The sequence below is a fragment of the Streptomyces africanus genome, from assembly GCF_030816955.1.
GTDB lineage: Bacteria > Actinomycetota > Actinomycetes > Streptomycetales > Streptomycetaceae > Streptomyces > Streptomyces africanus.
Window position 1 is genome coordinate 1,952,041 of record NZ_JAUSYP010000001.1, and the last position, 22,611, is coordinate 1,974,651.

Genomic DNA, 22,611 nt, shown 5'->3' on the forward strand with positions numbered 1-22,611 from the left:
GCGCGCGAACCCGCCACGCACCAGCGGATTCGCTCTTTCCGCGGCATACTTGACGGGTTCCGCTCCAGATCCTTAGCGTGTCCACGCATATGAATGCCGTGCACTCATCTGCACGGTGGGAGATTCAAGGAGACCGAGGATGCCCGCTCCCCGCACCGTCCTGCTCACCGGCGCCGCCGGCGGCCTCGGCACCCTGATGCGGGACCTGCTCCCGGACTACGGCTACGAGCTGCGTCTGCTCGACCTGCGCCCGATCGAGGGCGCGCCGGACGCGATCGTCGCCGATCTGGCCGACCAGGACGCCGTGCGCGAGGCCGTCCGCGGCGTCGACGCGATCATCCACCTCGCGGGCATCTCCCTGGAAGCCCCGTTCGAGAAGATCCTCAAGGCGAACATCGAGGGCACCTACCACCTCTACGAGGCCGCCCGCGAGGAGGGCGTCGGCCGGATCGTCTTCGCCTCCTCCAACCACGCCGTCGGCTACACCCCGCGCCCCCAGGGCGACGACCCCCTGATCCCGGTCGACACCCCCCGCCGCCCGGACACCTTCTACGGCCTGTCCAAGTGCTTCGGCGAGGACCTCGCACAGCTCTACTGGGACAAGCACGGCCTGGAGACGGTCTCGGTGCGGATCGGCTCCTGCTTCCCCGAGCCGACCAGCGTGCGCATGCTCTCGGTGTGGATGAGCCCCGCCGACGGCGCCCGCCTCTTCCACGCGGCCCTGACCGCAGAGCATGTCGGCCACACCGTCGTCCACGGCTCGTCCGCCAACACCCGGCTGTGGTGGGACCTGACCACCGCCCGGGCGCTCGGCTACGAGCCGCGGGACGACTCCGAGCCGTGGGCCGAGAAGCTCATCGCCGAGCAGGGCGAGCTGGACCCGGCGAACGAGGCGCATGCCTACCTGGGCGGCCACTTCGTGACGGACCCGCCGATCTGGCCGTACTGACCGGAAAGAGTCGTCGCGAGAGGGCGGGCGGGCAGAGAACGGGCCCGCCCGCTCGGGCATCCGGGCACGGCCCGGATGCGGTCGGGCAGCGCCCTCAGGGGCGCGGGGAACCGCGGGACCAGCCACAACGCACCCGCGGACGGCCACGATCCCCCTCCGGTACGCGACGCATGTCCGGGACCGAACGGGCACACACGGGCACGAACACTTCCGCAGCAGACCTGGTCGCCGTGGAGCACCCGCTGTAGAACTTCCCCCATGGCCCGACCGAGGGTCCGAACGGGCAGCACAGCAGGAAGGCGGGTGACGGCCATGACCAGAACCGCGGAGGAACGCCAGCGCGAGATCGTGCTGGCCGCACGGCGCGCCGGCTCGGTCGACGTCACCGCCCTCGCCGCCGACCTGGGCGTGGCCAAGGAGACGGTCCGGCGGGACCTGCGCGTCCTGGAGGACCACGGCCTGCTCCGCCGCACCCATGGCGGCGCCTACCCGGTGGAGAGCGCCGGCTTCGAGACGACGCTCGCCTTCCGCGCCACCAGCCACGTCCCCGAGAAGCGCCGCATCGCGACCGCCGCCGCGGACCTGCTCGGCGACGCCGAGACCGTCTTCGTCGACGAGGGCTTCACCCCGCAGCTCATCGCCGAGGCACTCCCCCGGGACCGGCCGCTGACCGTGGTCACCGCGTCCCTCCCGGTCGCCGGCGCCCTCGCCGGGACCGACACCGTGTCCGTCCTGCTGCTCGGCGGCCGGGTCCGCTCCGGCACCCTCGCCACCGTCGACCACTGGACGACCAAGATGCTGGCCGGTTTCGTCGTGGACCTGGCGTACATCGGCGCCAACGGCATCTCCCGCGAACACGGCCTCACCACCCCCGACCCGGCCGTCAGCGAGGTCAAGACCCAGGCGATCCGGGCCGCCCGCCGCACGGTCTTCGCGGGCGTGCACACCAAGTTCGGAGCGGTCAGCTTCTGCCGGTTCGCCGAGGTCGGCGCGCTGGAGACGATCGTAACGAGCACCCTGCTGCCCGCGGCCGAGGCCCACCGCTACTCACTGCTCGGACCGCAGGTCATCCGGGTCTGACCGCCGCCACCCACGACTCCTTCACCCCTTGTCCCCACAGGGCACCTTCACGCCCTGCGATACCCCTTATCTCCCCATACCTCCAGGAGCGATCCATGCGAACCCAGAGCCGACGACGGCCACCGCGAGCCACGCTCGCCATGGCCGCCGCAGGGACGCTGCTCGCCCCGCTGCTCTCCGGCTGCTGGGTCGGCGCGGGCGGGGCCGGATCCGGCGGCGACGCCATCAACGTCCTGATGGTCAACAACCCCCAGATGGTCGAGCTGCAGAAGCTCACCCGCGCCCACTTCACCCGAGAGACCGGCATCAAGGTCAACTTCACCGTCCTGCCCGAGAACGACGTCCGCGACAAGATCAGCCAGGACTTCGCCAACCAGGCCGGCCAGTACGACGTCGCCACGCTGTCCAACTACGAGATACCGATCTACGCCCGCAACGGCTGGCTGCACGAGATGAACGGCTATGTGGCCAAGGACCCGGCCTACGACGAGCAGGACGTCCTGAAGCCGATGCGCCAGTCCCTCACCGGCGACGACGGCAAGCTCTACGGCCAGCCCTTCTACGGCGAGTCGTCGTTCCTGATGTACCGCAAGGACGTGTTCGAGAAGAAGGGCCTGACGATGCCCGCGCACCCCACCTGGCAGCAGGTGGCGGACCTCGCGGCCAAGGCGGACGGCGCCGAACCGGGCATGAAGGGCATCTGCCTGCGCGGCCTGCCCGGCTGGGGCGAGGTGATGGCCCCCCTCACCACCGTCGTGAACACCTTCGGCGGCACCTGGTTCGACAAGAACTGGAAGGCGCGGCTCGACTCCCCCGCCTTCGAGAAGGCGACGAAGTTCTACGTCGACCTGGTCCGCGAGCACGGCGAGTCCGGCGCCGCCCAGTCCGGCTTCGCCGAGTGCCTGAACAACATGACCCAGGGCAAGGTCGCCATGTGGTACGACGCCACCTCCGCGGCCGGATCCCTGGAGGCGGCGAACTCGCCGGTCAAGGGCAAGCTCGGCTACGCCCCCGCCCCCGTCGAGCAGACGAAGTCCTCCGGCTGGCTCTACACCTGGGCCTGGGGCATCCAGAAGGCCTCCCGCAACTCCGACGACGCCTGGAAGTTCGTCTCCTGGGCGTCCGGCAAGAAGTACGAGCAGCTGGTCGGCGACCAGATCGGCTGGTCCAACGTGCCGGCCGGCAAGCGGGCGTCGACGTACGCCAACGCCGACTACCGCAAGGAGGCCGCCGCCTTCCAGGAGATGACCAAGCAGGCCATCGAGGGGGCCCGGCCCAATGATCCCGGCGTGCAGCCGCGGCCCGCGCCCGGCATCCAGTTCGTCGGCATCCCCGAGTTCACCGACCTCGGCACCAAGGTCTCGCAGGAGATCAGCGCGGCCATCGCCGGACGCCAGTCCGTCGAGTCGGCCCTGAAGAAGTCGCAGGCGCTCGCCGAGAAGATCTCAGAGGAGTACGAGGGACGATGACCGCCACGACAACGGCCCCCCTGGCCGCTCCCGAGACACGCACCCCGGTCCGCCGGCCCTCCGCCCGCCTGCGGGCCTGGGCCACCCGCGCCCCGCTGCTCCCGGCCCTGATCTTCATGATCGTCGTCACCCAGCTGCCCTTCGTGGCCACGCTGGTGATCTCCTTCTTCGACTGGAACGCCCTCTATCCCGACGCCCGCCGCTTCACGGGCCTCGGCAACTACCAGGAGGTCCTCACCGACGCGGACCTGCGCCAGTCGGTGTGGACGACCGTCCTGCTGACGGTGGCGGTGGTCCTGGCCAGCCTGGTGCTGGGACTCGTCCTCGCCCTGCTCCTGGACCGGAGGTTCCGCGGCCGGGGCATCGTACGGACGCTGCTGATCGCCCCGTTCCTGGTGGTCCCCGTGGCGGCGGCCCTGCTCTGGAAGCATGTGCTCTACAACCCCGAATACGGCCTGTTCAACGGGTTGTTGCACTATGTGGGCGGCCCACAGCCCGACTGGATCTCCCACACTCCGCTGCTCGCGGTCGAGGCGTCGCTCGTCTGGCAGTGGACGCCGTTCATGATGCTGATCCTGCTGGCCGGTCTGCAGAGCCGCGACCACGAGCAGATCGAGGCGGCCCGGGTCGACGGCGCGAGCGACTGGCAGATCTTCGTCCACCTGACGCTCCCGCATCTGCGCCGCTACCTCGAACTGGGCGCCCTGCTGGGCTCGATCTACATCGTCCAGAACTTCGACGCGGTCTTCACGATCACGTCCGGCGGCCTGGGCACCGCCAACCTCCCCTACACCGTCTACCAGAGCTTCTACCAGGCCCATGAGAACGGCCTCGCCTCGGCCGCGGGCGTCCTGGTGGTCATCGGCTCGATCGTCATCGCGACCTTCGCCCTGCGCGTGGTGTCGTCCCTGTTCCGCGAGGAGGTGTCCCGCGCATGAGCACGAACGCCCTGCGTGTCCGTCGTGTCCGTGGCAAAGGTGCGGGCTTTGGCCTGCTGGCCTGGCTGCTCGGCATCGCGTTCTTCCTGCCCATCGCGTGGATGGCGCTGACGTCCTTCCACTCCGAGCAGGACGCGGCGACCAACCCGCCGTCCTTCGCCGCCGCCCTGACCCTGGACGGCTACCGCGAGTTCTTCGGCGCGGGCGGCGGCGCGAGCCCCTGGCCGGCTCTGATCAACTCCACGGTCGCGTCCCTCGCCTCGACCCTGCTGGTCCTGCTGCTGGCCTTCCCGGCGGCGTACGCGCTGTCGATCAACCGCGTCCGCAAATGGACGGACGTGCTGTTCTTCTTCCTCTCCACGAAGATGCTGCCGGCCGTCGCGGGCCTGCTCCCGATCTACCTCTTCGCCAAGAACGCCGGGATGCTCGACAACATCTGGCTGCTGGTCATCCTCTACACCTCCATGAACCTGCCGATCGCGGTGTGGATGATGCAGTCGTTCCTCGCCGAGATCCCGGTCGCGGTGATCGAGGCGGCGAAGGTGGACGGAGCCCGGCTGCCCACGATCCTCGCGCGCGTGGTCGCCCCGATCTCCCTCCCCGGTATCGCCGCCACCGCCCTGATCTGCTTCATCTTCAGCTGGAACGAGCTGCTGTTCGCCCGGGTGCTCACGGGCGTGGTCGCCGAGACCGCCCCCGTTTTCCTGACCGGCTTCATCACCAGCCAGGGCCTGTTCCTGGCGAAGGTGTGCGCCGCGTCGCTCGTCATCTCCCTGCCGGTGCTCGCCGCGGGGTTCGCCGCCCAGGACAAGCTGGTCCAGGGCCTGTCGTTGGGAGCCGTCAAATGAAGGCCGCCGTCATCGAGTCCGTGGGCAAGGCCGTCGTCGCCGAGGTCCCGGACCCGACGCCAGGGCCGCGCGAGGTCGTCGTCGAGGTCGCGGCCTGCGGGCTGTGCGGCACGGACCTGCACATCCTCCAGGGCGAGTTCGCCCCCAAGCTGCCGATCGTGCCCGGGCACGAGTTCGCGGGCGAGGTGGTCGGGGTCGGCACCCAGGTCACCGAGGTGTCGGTGGGCGACCGGGTCGCGGTCGACCCGTCGCTGTACTGCTTCGAGTGCCGCTACTGCCGTACTGGCCACAACAACCTCTGCGAACGCTGGGCGGCGATCGGCGTCACGACGGCCGGAGGCGCGGCGAAGTACGCGCTCGCCCCGGTGGCGAACTGCGTGAAGCTCCCCGAGCACGTCCGCACGCAGGACGCGGCCCTCGTGGAGCCGCTGTCCTGCGCGGTACGCGGCTACGACGTGCTCCGCTCCCGCCTCGGCGCGCACGTCCTGATCTACGGCTCCGGCACGATGGGCCTGATGATGCTGGAACTGGCCAAGCGCACGGGCGCGGCGAGCGTGGACGTCGTCGACGTGAACCCGGCCCGCCTGGAGACGGCCCGCCGCCTCGGCGTCTCGGCGTCGGCGGCGAGCCCGGACGAACTGGACCGCCCGCAGGGCTGGGACCTGGTCGTCGACGCAACGGGCAACGCGGCGGCGATCCAGGACGGTCTGGACCGGGTGGCGAAGGCCGGCACGTTCCTCCAGTTCGGCGTGGCCGACTACGCGACGCGCGTGACGATCGACCCGTACCGCATCTACAACCAGGAGATCACCATCACCGGTTCGATGGCGGTGCTGCACAGCTTCGAGCGCGCGGCCGAGCTGTTCGCGGGCGGGGTTCTCGACCCCGATGTCTTCATCAGCGACCGGATCCCGCTGGAGCGGTACCCGCAGGCGCTGGAGCAGTTCGCGTCCGGGGTCGGCCGCAAGATCGTGGTCGTGCCGTAGGACCTCTCGTCCGGGGGCAGGCGAAATCCGCTGGGGCGCCTGCCCCCACCCCCCGTACGCTCCCGGCATGCCACGACCCCACGGATTCGCTTACGAGCAGCACGCGGGCGGAACCGTCCGCATCACCCACCACGGCCGCCCCGCCACCACGCTGAACGGCCCCCGGGCCGACCAGTTCCTCGCCGAGGTCGAGGCCTCCGACCCTCAGCTCGTCATGGCCCGCTGGACCGGAAACTACAAGCGGGGCAACGAACGCACCGCCCGCGATCATCCGCGCAACCGCCGCTGACCCGATTGGCCGCGAGGTAAGGGAACGGCAAAACCACCTCGCTCGTTCACGGGTCATGACAGCTATGACCCCCGGCTCGAACATCCCCCTGTCCGCCGCCCGCGTGACGGTGGACGTCGCCGCCCCGGTGCGGCTCGACGTATCGGGCCTGCTGCTCACCGCCGACGGCAAGGTGCGCTCCGACGACGACTTCATCTTCTACAACCAGCCTTCGGGCCCGGGCGTGACGTACCGCTCGGGCGGCGGCGCCACGCCCGACGCGATCGTGGTCGACACGACGGCCGTACCCCCCGGCATCGAGAAGATCGTCGTCACGGCCAGCCCCGACGCCGCGGGCCAGACCTTCCGGGGCATCGAACCGACGGCCACGATCCGCAACGCGGACGACAGCTCCGTGCTGGCGTCCTTCACGCCCCCGCAGCTCGGTGACGAGACGGCCCTGGTGATCGTGGAGATTTACCTGCGCAACGGCCAGTGGAAGGCCCGGGCCGTCGGCCAGGGATACGCCAACGGCCTCGCGGGCATCGCCACGGACTTCGGAGTCACGGTGGAGGAGCCGGCCGCGGCAGCCCCGGCCCAGCCGGTGATCCCGCCGCCGGCCCCGGCGCAGCCGCCCGTGGCTCCCCCGGCCCCGCCCGTCACCACGCCCGCGGCGCCCCCGGCCCCGGCCACGCCGCCGCCGCCCGCGCCCGGCGCCGGGAAGATCAACCTCGACAAGGGCCGCGTCAGCCTCCAGAAGAACCAGACCGTCTCCCTGGTCAAGGGCGGCCGCCCGCTGCTGTCCCAGGTCAAGATGGGCCTCGGCTGGGAGCCGGCGTACCGGGGCAAGGACATCGACCTCGACGCCTCAGTCATCGCCTACGGCCCGCAGCGCAACCACATCGACAGCTGCTACTTCGGCAAGCTGTCCATCGTCGGCGGCGCGATCAAGCACTCCGGCGACAACCTCACGGGTGAGGGCGGCGGTGACGACGAGGTGATCGTGGTCGACCTCGGCCGCCTCCCGCAGGAGGTCACCGGCCTGGTCTTCACGGTCAACTCCTTCTCCGGCCAGAAGTTCACGGAGGTCGCCAAGGCCTACTGCCGCCTCCTGGACGCCACGACCGGCGAGGAACTGGTCCGCTTCGACCTCACCAGCGCCGAGCCGCAGACCGGCGTGATGATGGCCAAGCTGATCCGCCAGTTCTCCGGCGAGTGGGAGATGACGGCGCTCGGTGACTTCGTCAAGTCCCGCACGGTCAGGGGAATGGTGAAGCCGGCGGCCCAGTCCCTGTAACGGCCCCACGCGACGAAGCGACGCCCCCGGCCCGGGCACACCCCCACGAGCCGGACTGCCGGGGGCACGCGACACCGTCCGGCCACGCCGGCGTGGCCCGTCCCTCACCCGCCCCGCGGCCGCAGGCCCTCCGTCAGCAGGGTCAGACAGCGGCGGATGTGGCCGCCCTCCTCGTCCGCCAGCTCCGCCGCCGCCGAGACGCCGTGCGCCAATCGCAGGACGTCGATCGGCTCGACGTCCCGCCGGAGCGTGCCCTCTTCCTGCGCAGCCCGGACGAGGCGCCCCGCCGCGCTCTTCACCGCGTCGCCGCAGGCCGTGGCCACGGTCGAGCCGTTCTGTGTGACGGTCGGACCCAGCAGGGCCCGCAGGCCGCGCATCCGGATCATCCCGGCGCCGAGTTCGTACAGCCACTCCACCAGCGCCTCGCCCGGCGCCAGCGCGGCCGCGAGGGCGTCGGCCCGGGCCGCGATCGCCTCGATACGGTCGAGGTACGCGGCCTCCAGCAGCGCGCGCCGGGTCGGGAAATGCCGGTACAGCGTGCCGGAGCCGACCCCGGCCCGCTTGGCGATGTCGTCGAGCGACGCGCCCTCCCCGTGCTCGGCGAAGGCCTCCACGGCCACCTTCAGCAACCGCTCGTAGTTACGCCGAGCATCCGCCCGCATGGGCCTGACCTGCGCCATGCAGCCACTCCTCACGAACCGGGGACTCACGAACCGGGGACCCCCTCCGCACCTTATCGACAAGAGTCGGCGGGCCGAGGTCCGTACCCCCGCCGCCTCACATCTTCATCGCCCCCGCCGCCAGGTCCCGCAGGAAGTGCCGCGCCCCGATCAGGAATACGACGATCAGCGGGACGACACTCATCAGCGCGCCCGCCATCACCAGCGAATAGTCGGTGTTGTAGAGGACGTTGAGATTCGCCAGGGCGACCTGGAGGGTGACCCTGTCGGGGTCGATCATGACGACCAGGGGCCAGATGTAGTCGTTCCAGAGGCCGATGAACGTGAAGATGCCGAGAAAGGCGAGAGCCGGCCGGAACAGCGGCAGGGCGACCGTCCAGTAGAGGCGGAAGAAGCCGGCGCCGTCGATCCGCCCGGCGTCCAGCAGCTCGTCCGGCAGCGAGTTCTGCGCGTACTGACGCATCCAGAAGATACCGAAGGCGTTCGCCGCGCCGGGAATGATCAGCGCCTTCAGGGATCCGGCCCAGCCGAACGCGGCCATGGTCACGAACTGCGGCACCAGGGAGAGCTGCGCGGGGATCATGTACGTCACCAGCAGCATGCCGAAGAGGAACCTCTTCGCGGGGAACTCGTACTTGGCGAAGGCGAACGCGGCCAGTGAGTCGAAGAACAGCACCAGCACGGTCCCGAGCACGGCGACGACGACGGTGTTGAACAGCGAGCCGAAGAAGTCGACGGTGTCGAGCACCCGCCCCATGTTGTCCAGCAGATGCGGCCCCGGCACCAGCTTGGGCGGGTAGCGGTAGATGTCCTGCGTGGTGCCGGAGGCCAGCACCACCAGCCAGTAGAAGGGGAACAGCGAGACCAGCACACCGAGCACCAGCACCGCCCGCACGCACGTGCGACTGAGCCTGCTGCCGGAGCCGATGGCCAGGCCCGCGCTCCCGGTCGACCTCTGTTCAACGGCCATTGCGTGCCCCCTTGCGGCGCAGCAGTCCGGCGATGCCGGGCCGGCGGTCGTCGTCCGAGCCGGCGACCAGACGCCAGTTGACGACGGTGAAGACCGCGATGATCGCGAAGAGGACCCAGCCCATGGCGGCGCCGTAGCCGAACTGGTGCTCCTTGAAGGCCTTCTGCCACAGATAGAGCACGATGGTCATCCCTTCCTGGCCCGGCCCGCCCGTGGTTCCGACGTCGGTCGACTGGAAGAGCACCTGGGACTCGGTGAAGATCTGAAGGCCGTTGATGGTGGAGGTGACGGCGGCGAAGAGCACCACCGGCCGCAGTTGCGGCAGGACGACCCGGAAGAGGGTCTGCCTGCTGTTCGCGCCGTCGACGCGGGCGGCCTCGAAGTGCTCGGTGGGGATGGCCTGGAGGCCCGCCAGGAAGATCAGCGCGTTGTAGCCGACCCACCGCCAGATGATCATGATGGAGACGGACGACTTGATGCCCCACTCCGAGGACAGCCAGCCGACCCCGTCCAGGCCGATCGCCCGCAGCGCCGAGTTGGCGAGGCCCGCCTGGGCGAAGACCGAGCCGAACACGACGGTCATGGCGACCATCGAGGTGACGTTCGGGACGAAGTACGCCACCCGGTAGGCCCCGGCGAAGCGGACCTGCGAGTGCAGCAGGAACGCCAGCACCAGGGCCAGGAACAGCATCGGCACCGTGGACAGGAACCAGATCTCGAAGGTGTTGAGCACCGAGTGCCAGAACACCGAGTCCTGCAGCAGCCAGCCGTACTGCTGGAACCCGACGTAGCGCATGTCGCCGATGCCGTCCCAGTCCTGGAAGGACAGGTAGACGGAGAAGAGGATCGGGAAGGCGCCGAAGACGGCGAACAGCACGTAGAACGGGGAGATGGCGAGCAGCGGCGGGAGGTGCCGGCGGCGTCCGCCCGGGGTGGTGGGTCGTGTGCGACCGGCCGGCGGCTTCTCGTTCGCCGCCGGCGCTCCGGCCGGTTCGAGCAAGGTCGCCATGTCAGCTCACCCCCACCCGGGACAGCGTGGTCTCGGCGGTGTGCACGGCGTCCCGCCAGGCCCGCTCGGGGTTCTTGCCGAGCATTTCCACATTGGTCAGCTCCTGGAAGAACGGGGTGTTGGCGGACTCCTCGTAGGGGCTGAAGTAGACGACCGGGGCCTTCCGGGCGGCCGGGCCGAAGACGTCGATGGGCTGCTGACCGCCGAAGAAGGGGTCGGGCCGGTGCATCGCCGGGTCGGCGTACGCGGCCGGAGTGGTGGGGAACAGGGCCATCTCCTGGTAGCTCTCGAGCTGGTTCGCCGGGCTGAGCAGCCACTTCAGGAAGGCGAAGCCGGCCTCGGGGTCCCGGCAGTAGCGGGTCAGCGTCATGTACGAGCCGCCGTAGTTGGCGGGGCCGTCCGGCATGGTGGTGAGCCGCCAGGACCCGGCGGTCTTCGGGGCGGTGTCCTTCAGGCCGTTGATGGCCCACACGGCCGTGGTCATCGTGGCGATCCGGCCTCCGCTCATGGCCGCGTTGAAGTCGGGGGTGCCGTCCGTGATCCTGGCGCTGAGTCCCTGGCGGAGGATGTCCACGGACAGGTCCCAGGCCCGCCGGACGTGCTCCTGGTCGCCGATGAAGCGGTTGTCGGCGTCGACGAACTGCCGGGTGCTCTGGAGCAGGACCTGCTGGAAGACGTTGCCGATGTTGCTCACCAGGTACGGCTTGCCGGGGCCCTTCGCCCGCAGGGTCCGCCCGGCGGCGATGAACTTCTCCCAGGCGGGGATCTCCTCGGCGACGTCCGCCGGTTCGTGGGCCAGTCCGGCCTCCCGGAAGAGGTCCCTGCGGTAGTAGAGCGCGGTGGGGCCGGCGTCCAAGGGGAAGCCGATCATCCGGCCCGTCGGGGTGAAGCAGGCCTTCCACTTCCACTCGAGGTACTGGTCGCGGACGGACTCCGCGCCGAGTTCGCGCAGGTCGAGGAACTCGTTCTCGTCGGGGAAGAACGTGGCGAGGTTGTCGTTGTTCACGACCGTCACGTCCGGCACGTAGGCGCGCGCGGCGAGACTGGTGCGGACCTTGGAGTCGATGTCGCCGTCGGGGATCTGCGAGCCCCGCACCCGCAGCCCCGGCACTCCGGGGACGCCCCGCCTGGCGGTGGCGAGCAGCTTGTCGCTGAGCGAGCCCTTCCAGTACCAGAGGCTCAGGTGGTCGGTGCCGGCGGAGGCCGATCCCTCCGCCGACCCGCATCCGGTCAGCCCGAGCAGGCCCGCCCCCGCACCGCCCAGGGAGGCCCCCAGAAAGCGTCTGCGGGACATCGTTCGGTGTTCCATGGGCGCGCACTCGCTTTCCGGGCGTGCCGCGGCCGGGCACAGGGCCGCCGCGGGCCCGTTTTCACGGGATGGGGGGAGCTTCCCTGATGAGGAAGTGAACGGAAGACAACGATGTCGGCGGGCGGGGCGGGTGGTGGTCGGCCGACGATCTCGCGTGGGGGGGTGTGGCTCGTGAACGTTCACGTGAGCGTTGCCGTTGAGTATCGGGGCGCCCGAAAACCGGTGTCAAGGGAACTGCGCGGAACGATCCGCCGGGCCCGTGCCCGGGTCGTCAGGCGGAGGCGCGGACCACCAGCTCGGGCACCACCCACGCGTCCGCGCCCCGCAGTGGCTCCTCACCCGCGCGCAGCCGGGCCACCTGCTCCACGGCCAGCCGTCCCAGCTGCCGCTTGTCGATGTGCAGGGTGGTCAGGGCGGGTTCCACCAGTTCGCCCAGGGAGAGACCGTCGAAGCCCAGCACCGCCAGATCGTCCGGAACACTCCGGCCCCGGCGACGGGCGGTGCGCATCGCCCCGACCGCGATCAGGTCGTTGAAGCCGAAGACAGCGGTGATCTCGGGCCGCGCCGCCAGGAGCCGTTCCATGCCGGCCTCGCCGCCGGCCACGCTGTGCTCCGGGCACACCACGACCCAGTCCTCGTCGACCGGCAGTCCGAGCCGCCGCACCTGCTCCAGGAAGGCCAGCCTGCGCGGGCCGGGGCCGTGCACGCCGTCCAGCATGCCGATCCTGCGGTGGCCCGCGCGGAACAGGTGGTCCATGCCCTGCTCGACTCCGGTGGCGGCGTCGATGCCCACGGCCGCGAACCGGGTCTGCTGCGGGCCCCGCTCCAGCAGCACCAGCGGCACGCCTCCGAGGTGCCGGGTGAGGACGTCGTCCGGGTCCTTGAAGTAGCCCACGACCGCGTCCGCCTGGTGGGAGAGCACGTCGAGCGCCTGCCGCTCCCTGGCCTCGTCGATCCGGGAGTCCCACACGACCACCTGCCAGCCGCGCTGCTCGGCCGCCTCCAGCACTCCGGCGGCCACCTCGGGGAAGAAGGGGTTGCGCAGGTCCGGGATGACCAGGCCTGCCGTCACCGCCCCCTTCTGGACGAGTCCGCGCGCGAAACGACTGGGCCGGTAGTCCAGGAGCCGGGCCGCCTCCAGGACCCGTTCCTTGGTGGCCGGGTCGATCTCACCCTTGTCGTTGACCGCCCGGGAGACCGTCTGCCGTGACACCCCGGCCAGTCGTGCGACGTCGTGGATCGTGGCCCGGCGCCTGGCACCGCCGGGCCGCTCGGCACCCGGCTCCCCCCACTGATTGTCGGTCCACACGCTGAGCACCTTATCCGGCGCGGCACGCCGCCCGGCAGGGGCGACCGCGCGGGCCCCTCAGCCGTCGAGTTCCGTGAAGAGCGTCAGCTGGAGGGCGCCCGGGGCCTCCAACCGGGAGTTCATGGAGTTCCAGGGGGTGCGCGTGGGCTCGGCGACCACCTCGGCTCCGGCGGCGGCCAGCTTCGCCGTGACGGCGACGGAGTCGTCCACCTGGAAGGCGACCCGGACATGTCCGGCGACCCGCCGCCCCACCTCGACCTCGTCGATGAAGGCGGCGTGGTTCGGGTCGGTCAGCTCCAGAGTGGCCCGCCCGGCCTCCAGGATCGTGACCCGCCCGCCCTCCGACGCGAACGCGCCCTGCTCGCTCAGACCGAGCACGTCCCGGTAGAAGTGCAGCGCGGCGTCGTAGTCGTCCGCGGTCACGACCAGGCGGAGTTCCCGTACGGCTGGTTCGTCGGACATCGAGGCTCCTTCGGGGCTCGGGTAACCGCTGACAACCCGGGGGACGGCCGGTTGATTCCTGCGCGCGGCCGGCCGGACCCGTCGGAGACCTTGTCAGAACAGCGCGCTGTACGCGTTCAGCGCCGGCTGTCCGCCCAGGTGGGCGTAGAGCACCGTGGAGTCGCGGCCGATCTCGCCCCGCGCGACCAGGTCGGTCATCCCGGCCATGGACTTCCCCTCGTACACGGGGTCGGTGACCATCCCCTCCGTCCGGGCCGCGAGCCGCATCGCCGCCAGCGTGGTCTCGTCGGGTACGCCGTACGTGCCCGCGTGGTACCGCTCGTCGAGTTCGACATCGGCCTCGGTCAACTCACGCTTGACTCCGATGAGCTGCCCGGTGCGGTGAGCGATGCGGGCGACCTGGGTGCGGGTCGCGGCCGGTTTCGCCGAGGCGTCGATGCCGAGCACGCGCCGGGGACGCCCACCCGCCTCCTCCAGCGCCGCGAACCCGGCGACCATGCCGGCCTGGGTGGAGCCGGTCACCGAGCACACGACCACGGTGTCGAAGAAGACGCCCAGTTCACGCTCCTGCTCGGCGACCTCGTACGCCCACCCGGCGAAACCGAGGCCGCCGAGCGGATGGTCGGAGGCCCCGGCCGGGATGGCGTACGGCTTGCCGCCCGCCTCCTCGACCTCCCTGAGCGCCTGCTCCCAGCTCTCCTTGAAGCCGATCCCGAACCCGGCCTTCACCAGCCGCACGTCGGCCCCGGCGAGGCGGCTGAGCAGGATGTTGCCGACCTTGTCGTACACGGCGTCCGGCCAGTCCACCCAGCTCTCCTGCACGAGCACGCACTTGAGCCCGGCCCGGGCGGCGACCGCCGCGACCTGGCGGGTGTGGTTGGACTGCACCCCGCCGATCGACACGAGCGTGTCGCAGCCCTGGGCGAGCGCGTCGGCGACCAGGTACTCCAGCTTGCGGGTCTTGTTCCCGCCGTACGCGACACCGGAGTTGCAGTCCTCGCGCTTGGCCCAGAGGGCGGCACCGCCGAGGTGCGCGGTCAGACGCTCCAGGGGATGGACGGGCGAGGGCCCGAAGAGCAGGGGGTAACGCTCGTACGAGGCAAGGGACGAGGAAGACGAAGAAGGGGACGGGGAAAGGGACATGGGTCCTCCCGGGGTCGGGACGGGATGGGGATCGGTCTCAGTCGGCGAGCTCTTCGAGCCCTCGCCAGATCTCCGCCGTGACGCGGACCGCCTCGGCCACGTCACCGGCCGCGCAGGCCTCGATCAGCCGCTCGTGCAGCCCGGCCGAACGGCAGCTGCCGCCCTCACCGAAGCGCCGTCGCTCCAGGCGGCGGATGAGCGGGGTGTAGCGGGCGACGGTCGCGGCGGCCGCACGGTTGTGGCTCACCCGGACGAGGACGTCGTGCAGCGCGTCGTCCGCACGCAGGGCCCCGTCCACGTCTCCGGTGCCGACGGCGGCGGCGAACCGCTGGTTGGCGGCGCGCATCGCCTCGATGTCCGCGGCCCCCAGCCGGGGTACGGCGACCCGCGTCACCAGCTCGTGCATGGCGCCGACCACGGCGGCGGCGTCCCGGACGTCGGAGGCCACGAGCGGTGTCACCCGGGTGTAGCTCTGCGGCTTGCTCTCCAGCAGCCCCTCGTCCACGAGCCGGGAGAACGCCTCCCGCACCGGCGCCCGGGACAGCCCCAGCCGCTCCGCGAGCTCGGCGTCCCGCACCACCGCACCGGGTTCGATCTCCCCGGCCACGATGGCGTCCCGGATCGCCTCGTACGCACGGTCCCTGAGCAGGGTCCGGGGCACGGGCCGGATGGCCTCCATGAACTGAAATGTTAGATGTCAGTACCAGTCGAGAACAAGGGCCCGGACGAGATCGTGGCCCGCACTCCCCACGCGGTGCGGGCCACGGTCTCTCAGACCGCCCAGGGCCAGTCGGCGTCCCGGGCGGCCTCGATCAGCGGAACCATCCGGAAGGCCGCGTCCGTCAGGCCCCCGAACGTGTGCCGGTGCCCGGTGCCCGACGGGCCGTGGCCCGCCCGGTATCCGGCCAGGTTCCAGGTGTAGACCGGCACGTCGGCCGGGACCTGCTCGGTCGGGTCACCCCGGTGGTGCTGCGTGTACTGCTCGTCGGTGACGATCAGCACCCGGTCGTGCTTCCGGTAGTGCCGGCGCACCGCCTCGGTGGTGTCGGTGCCGCCCAGGTCGCCGAAGCGGCCGAGGATCTTCAGCACCGACTCGCCCTTGCGGAACCTCACGCGGCCGCTCGTCGAGCCGAACTCGACCAGGTCCGCGCGCTCCGCCCGCAGCGCGAGCGCCGTGCCGAAGATCGCGGCGGCGTCGGCGCGGGTGAGCTCGGAGCGGTCGGACAGCCGCGACCAGAACATCGAGCCCGAGCGGTCCACGAGCACCAGCGTCCGGCCGGGCAGCGCGGGCACGTTGGCCAGCGAGTGACCGAGCGCCCGCTCCAGCGCGTACGACCAGCGCAGCGACGGCGCGTGCTGGTACGCGGCGAGGTACCGGAAGGGGAACTGCCGCGAGCGCGCGACCTCCGCCGGGTCGCTGATCCGCGCGGCGACCCGCTCGGCCACCTCGTCGGACACCCCGGCCTCGTCGAAGTTCCGCAGGTTGCGCACGAGCGCCATGACGCCCATGGACGGGATCACGCCCTCCCAGGCCGCCTTGTCCATCGGCCCCTGGAGCCAGCCCGCCAGCGTCTCCCACGTCATCCCGGCCTCGGCCAGCCGCTCGGCACCGCCCTCGGCGGTCACGACCGCGCGCCGTTCCGCCACCGGCAGCGCCATCAGCGCGTGGTGCGCGGTGAGGACGCGGTCCGACGCGGGCGGCACCGCGGTGTCCGGGTTGTGCCGCCGGTCGAGGGCGTACCGGAACAGCTCGCCCTGCCAGGGCTTGTCCGGGTCCGGCGCGGCGTGCACGAGGTTGAGGATGTCGCCGAAGCGGTAGCCCTTGGAGGCGGTGTCGTACTTCAGCAGCGCCTTGCCGTGGTAGAGACGGCGCACGGCGTCGGCGGTGCCGCGCTTGACCGGCTTGGGCACGTTGCGGCCGTACGTCGCCGTCCAGTACGCGAGCAGTTCGCCGGGCTCGTCGGGCCGCTGGAGCACGGAGGCGACGACCTGCCGGCCCGTGGGGCCGCCGGTCGCGCCCGCGTCCAGGCGGGCCTTGACGTACTCGGCGGCGCCGACGACGGAGGCCGTGCGCAGGTTGCCCTCGCCGCGCAGCCAGCCGAGCAGTCCGGCCGTCCACGCCGGGTCGGTGACGGCGAGTTCGCGCACGAGCTTCGCGAAGCGGTCGTCGCGGTCGGCGCCGGTCTCGTAGAAGGTCTGCTGCGACACGAAGTTCGACACCGCGAGCAGGAAGAGCTCCGAGCGGGCGTCGCGCTCCCGGCCCCGGCCGCCCTCGTAGGTGCGCAGCACCCGCCCGGTGGACGTCACACGGGACACGGGACGCGCCCGCGCCGCCTTGCTGTTGAATCGCGCCATGATGAATTCCCCCGAATTCTTTGCAGGTTTCCGAGGGAAGCGCGGCACAGGAAAAAGGTGGATGCCCGAGAACAGAAGTCGGCGACGGACTTATCCGGATGCTCTGCCCATTGAGCTACAGCGACCCGAAGCCGCTGACGGGATTCGAACCCGCAACCCTCCGGTCAAAGGAAGTAACCGTTGCCTGCGCACCGGGCACCCACCCCATGCTGCGCCTCCCGAGATCAAGTCGGCGGCGGCGTCGGATTCTTTGGAAGAGAAGTAGCCGCTGCCATCGCACCGGGAGGTGCGTGACGTTGTGATCTCACTGTAGGAGGCGCAGCGCGGGCACTGCGAGCGAATTAATCAGCGCTTCTGCCGCTTCCAGGGGCCGGTGACGGCGAGCAGAATGCCGGGCGTCTGGATGCTGGCGAAGAGGGTCCGGCCGTCGGGTGAGAAGGTGACACCGGCGAACTCGCTGTATTCCGGCTCCTCTTCAGTGCCGATGTTCAGCTCGTTGCGGGCGATCGGGTAGGTCCGGCCGCTGTCGGTGGCCCCGAACAGGTGCTGCACCCCTTCCCCGTCCTCGGCGATGACGAGGCCGCCGTACGGGGAGACGGTGATGTTGTCGGGGCCGTCGAACGCGCCGTCCGCGGAGGGGTCGGGGTTCACTCCGAGCAGGACCTTCAAGGTCAGCGTCCGGCGCTTGGGGTCGTAGAACCAGACCTGGCCGTCGTGCCGGCCGGGGCTCTCCTCGCGGGCGTACGAGGAGACGATGTAGGCGCCCCCGTCGCCCCACCACATGCCCTCCAGCTTGCGGGCGCGGGTGACCTCGCCTTCGCCGAACTGCTTGCGCACGGGGGTCGTACGGGCGTCGCGGTCGGGCACGTCCACCCAGTCGACGCCGTAGACGGTGCCGGTCTTCGTGGCGCGGGACAGGTCGTCGACGTACTTCCCGCCCGAGTCGAAGCACTTGGGTGCCTGGAGGACGCCGGCGTCGTCGGCGAGCTCGCGGAACTTTCCGGGGCCGTACGCGAAGCCCTCGGGCGGGGTCCAGCGGTAGAAGAGGCCGTTGGGGCCGGCGGCGTCCTCGGTGAGGTAGGCGTGGCCGCGCCTGGGGTCGATGACGACGGCTTCATGGTCGTAGCGGCCGAAGAACTTCAGCGGCCTGGGGCCGCGGTTGGCGCGCCGGTCGACGGGGTCGACCTCGAAGACGTAACCGTGGTCCTTGGTCATGCCGTTGACGCCGGCCTTGTCGGAGTTCTCCTCGCAGGTGAGCCAGGTGCCCCAGGACGTGCGGCCGCCCGCGCAGTTGGTGGAGGTACCGGCGATGCCCACCCACTCGGCGACCCGTCCGTCGGGGCGTATCTCGACGACCGTGCAGCCGCCGGCGGCGGCCGGGTCGTAGACGAGGCCCTCGGTGAGCGGGACCGGGTACTTCCAGTTGGCGCGCGGGCCCTTCAGCTCGTGGTTGTTGACGAGCAGGGTGGTGCCGCGGGGGCCGTCGAAGGTGGCGGTGCCGTCGTGGTTGGACGGCGTGAACTCACCGGACTCCAGCTTGGTCTTTCCGCTGTAGGTGACGATGCGGTACGTGAAGCCCGCGGGCAGGGCGAGGATCCCCTCGGGATCCGGTACGAGCGGCCCGTAGCCGACCCCGTGCCGGGCGTCCGCCGCGCCCTCCGCACTGTCGGTGTCGTAGGACGCGAGGGCGTTCGGCGCGGTGGCGAGGGCCCCGACACTGCCCGCCAGCGCGACACCGGCACCGGTGATCGCGGAGGTTCTGGCGAAGTCCCTGCGGGTGAGCGACATGGTGTCTCCTGTGACGGTGGATATGCCGTGGAGGGTGGCGGACCTCGATCACCGCCACCGTCCCGCTCATCCATGAACGCCGGTTGAACAACACCCAAGGGGCGCGGGACTGTATCCATATGCGGCTCCGCCGCGTGGGCGCGACAAGCCACAACGAACCCGCACGCGCAACGCAAGGTCAGCCCCCCTGCTGCGACCGCGCCTTGAACGCAGCCTTCCGCGCCTCCTTCGCAACCTTCTTGTCGGGATGCAACCGCCCCATCGCCTCCAGCACATCAGCGGTCGCGGGATGATCAACCCGCCAGACCGCCTCGAAAAACCCACCGTGCTGCCGCGCAAGCCCCTCGACCAAGGCCCGCAACTCCTCGGAATTACCCTCCGCCGCCAGCTGCGCGGCCACCGTATCGATGGTCAGCCAATAGACCATCGCCTCCGAGGGCGGAGGCACATCAGCCGCACCGTGCTCGGTCAGCCACACCCGCGCGAGCCCGCCCAACTCGGCATCATCGAGCACCTCTCGGAGCGCCGGCTCGGCCGAAGCACCCACCAGCGACAACGCCTGCTGACACCGCAACCGCCGCAGCGGCGCCCCGGCATCCGCACCCCGCGCCGCCGCCAGCAACTCCCGCGCCGCGTCGAGCGATTCCCGCCGCTGGAGCCACTGCTCGGTCTCGGCCTGCGCAGCACCGGGCGGGAACGCCGCCGTGCCGTCGAGCAGCGCGTCGGCTCCCTTGTGCGCGAGGTCCCCGACGGTCGGCGCGTCGAACCCGGCCTCCAGCAGCCGGGCGCGCAGGCCGTACAGCCCGAGCGGGGTGAGCCGGACCATGCCGTACCGGGAGACGTCGGCGTCGTCGACGGGCCCCGCGGGCTCCTCGTCGGCATCGGCCATGAGCGCCTCGTCGACCGGCTGGTACGCCACGAGACCCACCGGCTCCAGCATCCGGAACTGGTTGTCCAGCCGCATCATCGCGTCGGACACCTGCTCCAGGACGTCGTTGGTCGGCTCGCCCATGTCACTGGGCACGATCACCGACGCGGCCAGCGCGGGCAGCGGCACGGGCGCCTCGGCGGGCGTGTCCTCGCCGGCCGTCAGCAGATAGAGGTTGCCGAGCACGCCGTCGAGGAACTCGGCCTCGGCCTCCGGGTCCCAGTCGAGGGCGGAGAGGTCGACCTCGCCGTCCTCGGCCACGAGCCCGTCCAGGTCGGGGACGCTCGCGTCGGCGAGCACCGCCTCCAGGGCCGCGAGCCACACCGTGAGCACGTCCTGCGGGGAGCCGCCGGTGAGCAGTGCGAGGTCCTCGCCCGCCGTGACGGTGCCCTCCTCCTCGTCGACGATCTCGACGAGCCCGGTGTCCACGGCCACCCGCCACGCCTCGCCGGCGTCGGCGGCGGCGTCGTCCCCGCTCAGTCCGAGTGCCTCGGCGGCGGCGGGCAACTGCTCGTCGACGAGCCCTCCCCCGGCGTCGACCCGGGTCTCCGGCCCGGCCCAGCGGGCCAGCCGGGCGGCTCGGGACAGCAACGGCGTGGACAGCGCGTCGCGCGCCAGCTCCGCTTCGGACGTCAGCCGCACCGGCGGCAGGGGGGAGCTGTCTGACATCGGGGGTTTCTCCTAGGGCGCCTCATACGACTCAGCCGCTCAGCCTAGACGGATTTACACCCATGCCGCCTACTTCATGTCCCCGTCAGGAGCTGTACATGGCCGAAACCTTGACAAGTGCCCTGAGCAGGCTGGAGATTGACGCGCGTAGAAGTCGGCGGACACTTGTTCACCGGGCCGGCCCCACAACCTGCCCGTCCACCGCCCTCTACGCGCGTCACACCGCCCGCCCCACAGGTAGCGGCTGACAGTCCACGCTCCACCCTCGTCCCGGCGCCCTGTCATGTCCCCGGAGGGATTCCCGTTGCCGAGCAAGTCGTCCGCGCGCCTCGCCGCGCTCACCGTCGCCGCCGTGTGCTCCGCGGCATCCACGATCGTCCTCACCGCCCCCGCACACGCGGACTCGGTCCGCATCCACGACATCCAGGGCAGCACCCGGATATCGCCGTTCGCCGGCAAGCAGGTCACGGACGTGACCGGAATCGTCACCGGCATCCGGACCTACGGCTCGTCCCGCGGCTTCTGGATACAAGATCCCGCCCCGGACGCCGACCCGGCGACCAGCGAGGGCGTCTTCGTCTTCACCAGCTCCGCTCCGAAGGGGGTCGCCGTCGGTGACTCCGTCACGGTCAGCGGCACGGTCTCGGAGTACGTCCCCGGCGGCACCGCCTCCGGCAACCAGTCCCTGACGGAGATCACCAAGCCGACGACCACGGTCGTCTCCAGCGGCAACCAGCTCCCCGCCGCCACGACGATCGACGCCAGGTCGGTCCCCGCCGCCTACACGCCGTCCGGCGACACCACGGCGAACGGCTCGATCAACGCCCTCCCCCTCAAGCCCTCGGCATACGCCCTGGACCACTACGAGGCGCTGGAGGGCATGACCGTCCGCGTCAGCGACACCCGTGTCGTGGGCGCCACCGACCCGTACACCGAACTCTGGGTGACGGTGAAGCCGCACGAGAACCGCAACCGCCACGGCGGCACGGTCTACGGCTCCTACGACGCCCAGAACACCGGCCGTCTCCAGATCCAGTCCCTCGGCTCGACGGCCGACTTCCCGAAGGCGAACGTCGGCGACACCCTCACCGGCACCACGGCGGGCCCGCTCGACTACAACCAGTTCGGCGGCTACACCCTGGTCGCGAGCGAACTCGGCACGCTCGAGCAGGCGGGCCTGAAGCGCGAGACGACGAGCAAGCAGCGCTCCTCGGAACTCGCGGTCGCCACCTACAACGTCGAGAACCTCGACCCGTCCGACGACACCTTCGCCGAGCACGCCTCCGCGATCGTGAACAACCTGAAGTCGCCGGACATCGTGTCGCTGGAGGAGATCCAGGACGACAACGGCGCGAAGAACGACGGCACGGTCGCCGCCGACCAGACCATGGCCGAGCTGATCGACGCGATCGTCGCGGCCGGCGGCCCGAGGTACGACTGGCGCTCGATCGACCCGGCCGACAACACGGACGGCGGCGAGCCCGGCGGCAACATCCGCCAGGCGTTCCTGTTCAACCCGGAGCGGGTCTCCTTCACGGACCGCGCCGGCGGCGACGCCACGACGGCGACCGGCGTGACGAAGATCCGCGGCAAGGCGCACCTGACGCTCAGCCCCGGCCGCATCGCCCCCGCCGACGAGGCCTGGAAGAACAGCCGCAAGCCGCTGGCCGGCGAGTTCGTCTTCCGCGGCCGCACGGTCTTCGTGATCGCCAACCACTTCAACTCCAAGGGCGGCGACCAGGGCCTGACCTCCCAGTACCAGCCGCCGGTCCGCAGCTCCGAGACCCAGCGCCACCGCCAGGCCACGCTGGTGAACGCCTTCGTCAAGGACATCCTCGACACCGAGAAGAACGCGGACGTCATCGCCCTGGGCGACATCAACGACTTCGAGTTCTCCCGGACCGCGAAGCTTCTCGAAGGCCGCGGCGAACTCTGGTCGGCGATCAAGTCGCTGCCCAGGAGCGAGCGTTACTCGTACGTCTACCAGGGCAACAGCCAGGTCCTCGACCAGATCCTGGTCAGCCCGTCGATCCGCCGCGACTGCGACTTCGCGTACGACAGCGTGCACGTCAACGCGGAGTTCAACGACCAGATCAGCGACCACGACCCGCAGGTCCTGCGCTTCCGCCCGTGACCCGGCCGGGGGCCGGCTGC

20 protein-coding genes are annotated in these 22,611 nt (G+C 70.8%); 9 read left to right on the top strand and 11 right to left on the bottom strand.

Annotation, left to right across the window (positions count from 1 at the left end):
• The first annotated feature begins 139 nt into the window (after positions 1-139).
• From QF034_RS09140 to QF034_RS09175, 8 genes are all read left to right on the top strand, one after another.
• Positions 140-949 (top strand): NAD-dependent epimerase/dehydratase family protein, encoded by an 810-nt coding sequence (locus QF034_RS09140; RefSeq protein WP_307174455.1) that lies wholly within the window; start codon positions 140-142, stop codon positions 947-949.
• 312 nt (positions 950-1,261) lie between these two features.
• A complete protein-coding gene (locus QF034_RS09145) occupies positions 1,262-2,029 on the top strand; it encodes a DeoR/GlpR family DNA-binding transcription regulator (RefSeq protein ID WP_307174456.1) in 768 nt (255 codons plus the stop codon).
• Positions 2,030-2,124: 95 nt separating this feature from the next.
• Entirely contained in the window at positions 2,125-3,498 is a 1,374-nt protein-coding gene (locus QF034_RS09150) for an ABC transporter substrate-binding protein (RefSeq protein WP_307174457.1), read from the top strand.
• On the top strand, positions 3,495-4,436 hold the full coding sequence (locus QF034_RS09155) for a carbohydrate ABC transporter permease (protein ID WP_307174458.1): 942 nt from the start codon (positions 3,495-3,497) through the stop codon (positions 4,434-4,436). The genes QF034_RS09150 and QF034_RS09155 overlap by 4 nt, the downstream gene beginning before the upstream one ends.
• Positions 4,433-5,284 carry a carbohydrate ABC transporter permease gene (locus QF034_RS09160; protein WP_307174459.1) on the top strand — a complete coding sequence of 284 codons (852 nt, stop codon included), beginning with the start codon at positions 4,433-4,435 and terminating at the stop codon, positions 5,282-5,284. Before QF034_RS09155 ends, QF034_RS09160 begins: the two co-directional genes overlap by 4 nt.
• On the top strand, positions 5,281-6,270 hold the full coding sequence (locus QF034_RS09165) for a zinc-dependent alcohol dehydrogenase family protein (protein ID WP_307174460.1): 990 nt from the start codon (positions 5,281-5,283) through the stop codon (positions 6,268-6,270). Before QF034_RS09160 ends, QF034_RS09165 begins: the two co-directional genes overlap by 4 nt.
• A gap of 67 nt (positions 6,271-6,337) precedes the next feature.
• Positions 6,338-6,559, top strand: a complete 222-nt coding sequence (locus QF034_RS09170; protein ID WP_307174461.1) for a hypothetical protein — start codon at positions 6,338-6,340, stop codon at positions 6,557-6,559.
• A 64-nt stretch (positions 6,560-6,623) separates the two neighbouring features.
• Positions 6,624-7,835, top strand: coding sequence for a TerD family protein (locus QF034_RS09175; RefSeq protein ID WP_307179840.1), 1,212 nt, complete (start codon positions 6,624-6,626; stop codon positions 7,833-7,835).
• A 104-nt stretch (positions 7,836-7,939) separates the two neighbouring features.
• On the opposite strand, the gene QF034_RS09180 is transcribed toward QF034_RS09175, so the two are convergent.
• From QF034_RS09180 to QF034_RS09230, 11 genes are all read right to left on the bottom strand, one after another.
• On the bottom strand, positions 7,940-8,515 hold the full coding sequence (locus QF034_RS09180) for a TetR/AcrR family transcriptional regulator (RefSeq protein WP_307174462.1): 576 nt from the start codon (positions 8,513-8,515) through the stop codon (positions 7,940-7,942).
• Positions 8,516-8,612: 97 nt separating this feature from the next.
• Entirely contained in the window at positions 8,613-9,485 is an 873-nt protein-coding gene (locus QF034_RS09185; protein ID WP_307174463.1) for a carbohydrate ABC transporter permease, read from the bottom strand.
• Positions 9,475-10,494 carry a carbohydrate ABC transporter permease gene (locus QF034_RS09190; protein ID WP_307174464.1) on the bottom strand — a complete coding sequence of 340 codons (1,020 nt, stop codon included), beginning with the start codon at positions 10,492-10,494 and terminating at the stop codon, positions 9,475-9,477. Before QF034_RS09190 ends, QF034_RS09185 begins: the two co-directional genes overlap by 11 nt.
• Position 10,495: 1 nt before the next feature.
• Positions 10,496-11,788 (bottom strand): ABC transporter substrate-binding protein, encoded by a 1,293-nt coding sequence (locus QF034_RS09195; RefSeq protein WP_307174465.1) that lies wholly within the window; start codon positions 11,786-11,788, stop codon positions 10,496-10,498.
• 286 nt (positions 11,789-12,074) lie between these two features.
• Complete coding sequence (locus tag QF034_RS09200) at positions 12,075-13,112, bottom strand: LacI family DNA-binding transcriptional regulator (RefSeq protein ID WP_307174466.1); 1,038 nt, start codon at positions 13,110-13,112, stop codon at positions 12,075-12,077.
• Positions 13,113-13,169: 57 nt separating this feature from the next.
• Entirely contained in the window at positions 13,170-13,574 is a 405-nt protein-coding gene (locus tag QF034_RS09205) for a VOC family protein (RefSeq protein ID WP_307174467.1), read from the bottom strand.
• Positions 13,575-13,667: 93 nt separating this feature from the next.
• Positions 13,668-14,717, bottom strand: coding sequence for a 1-aminocyclopropane-1-carboxylate deaminase (locus QF034_RS09210; RefSeq protein WP_307174468.1), 1,050 nt, complete (start codon positions 14,715-14,717; stop codon positions 13,668-13,670).
• A gap of 37 nt (positions 14,718-14,754) precedes the next feature.
• A complete protein-coding gene (locus tag QF034_RS09215) occupies positions 14,755-15,396 on the bottom strand; it encodes a GntR family transcriptional regulator (protein WP_307174469.1) in 642 nt (213 codons plus the stop codon).
• A 92-nt stretch (positions 15,397-15,488) separates the two neighbouring features.
• The gene (locus tag QF034_RS09220) at positions 15,489-17,072 is read right to left on the bottom strand and encodes a TROVE domain-containing protein (protein ID WP_307174470.1); all 1,584 of its coding nucleotides are present in this window, start codon (positions 17,070-17,072) and stop codon (positions 15,489-15,491) included.
• Positions 17,073-17,417: 345 nt separating this feature from the next.
• On the bottom strand, positions 17,418-18,860 hold the full coding sequence (locus tag QF034_RS09225) for an alkaline phosphatase PhoX (protein WP_307174471.1): 1,443 nt from the start codon (positions 18,858-18,860) through the stop codon (positions 17,418-17,420).
• A 178-nt stretch (positions 18,861-19,038) separates the two neighbouring features.
• Entirely contained in the window at positions 19,039-20,457 is a 1,419-nt protein-coding gene (locus QF034_RS09230) for a hypothetical protein (protein ID WP_307174472.1), read from the bottom strand.
• A gap of 304 nt (positions 20,458-20,761) precedes the next feature.
• Here QF034_RS09230 and QF034_RS09235 point away from each other — a divergent pair, with 304 nt between their 5' ends.
• Positions 20,762-22,591, top strand: a complete 1,830-nt coding sequence (locus tag QF034_RS09235; protein WP_307174473.1) for a DUF8508 domain-containing protein — start codon at positions 20,762-20,764, stop codon at positions 22,589-22,591.
• Positions 22,592-22,611 lie beyond the last annotated feature (20 nt).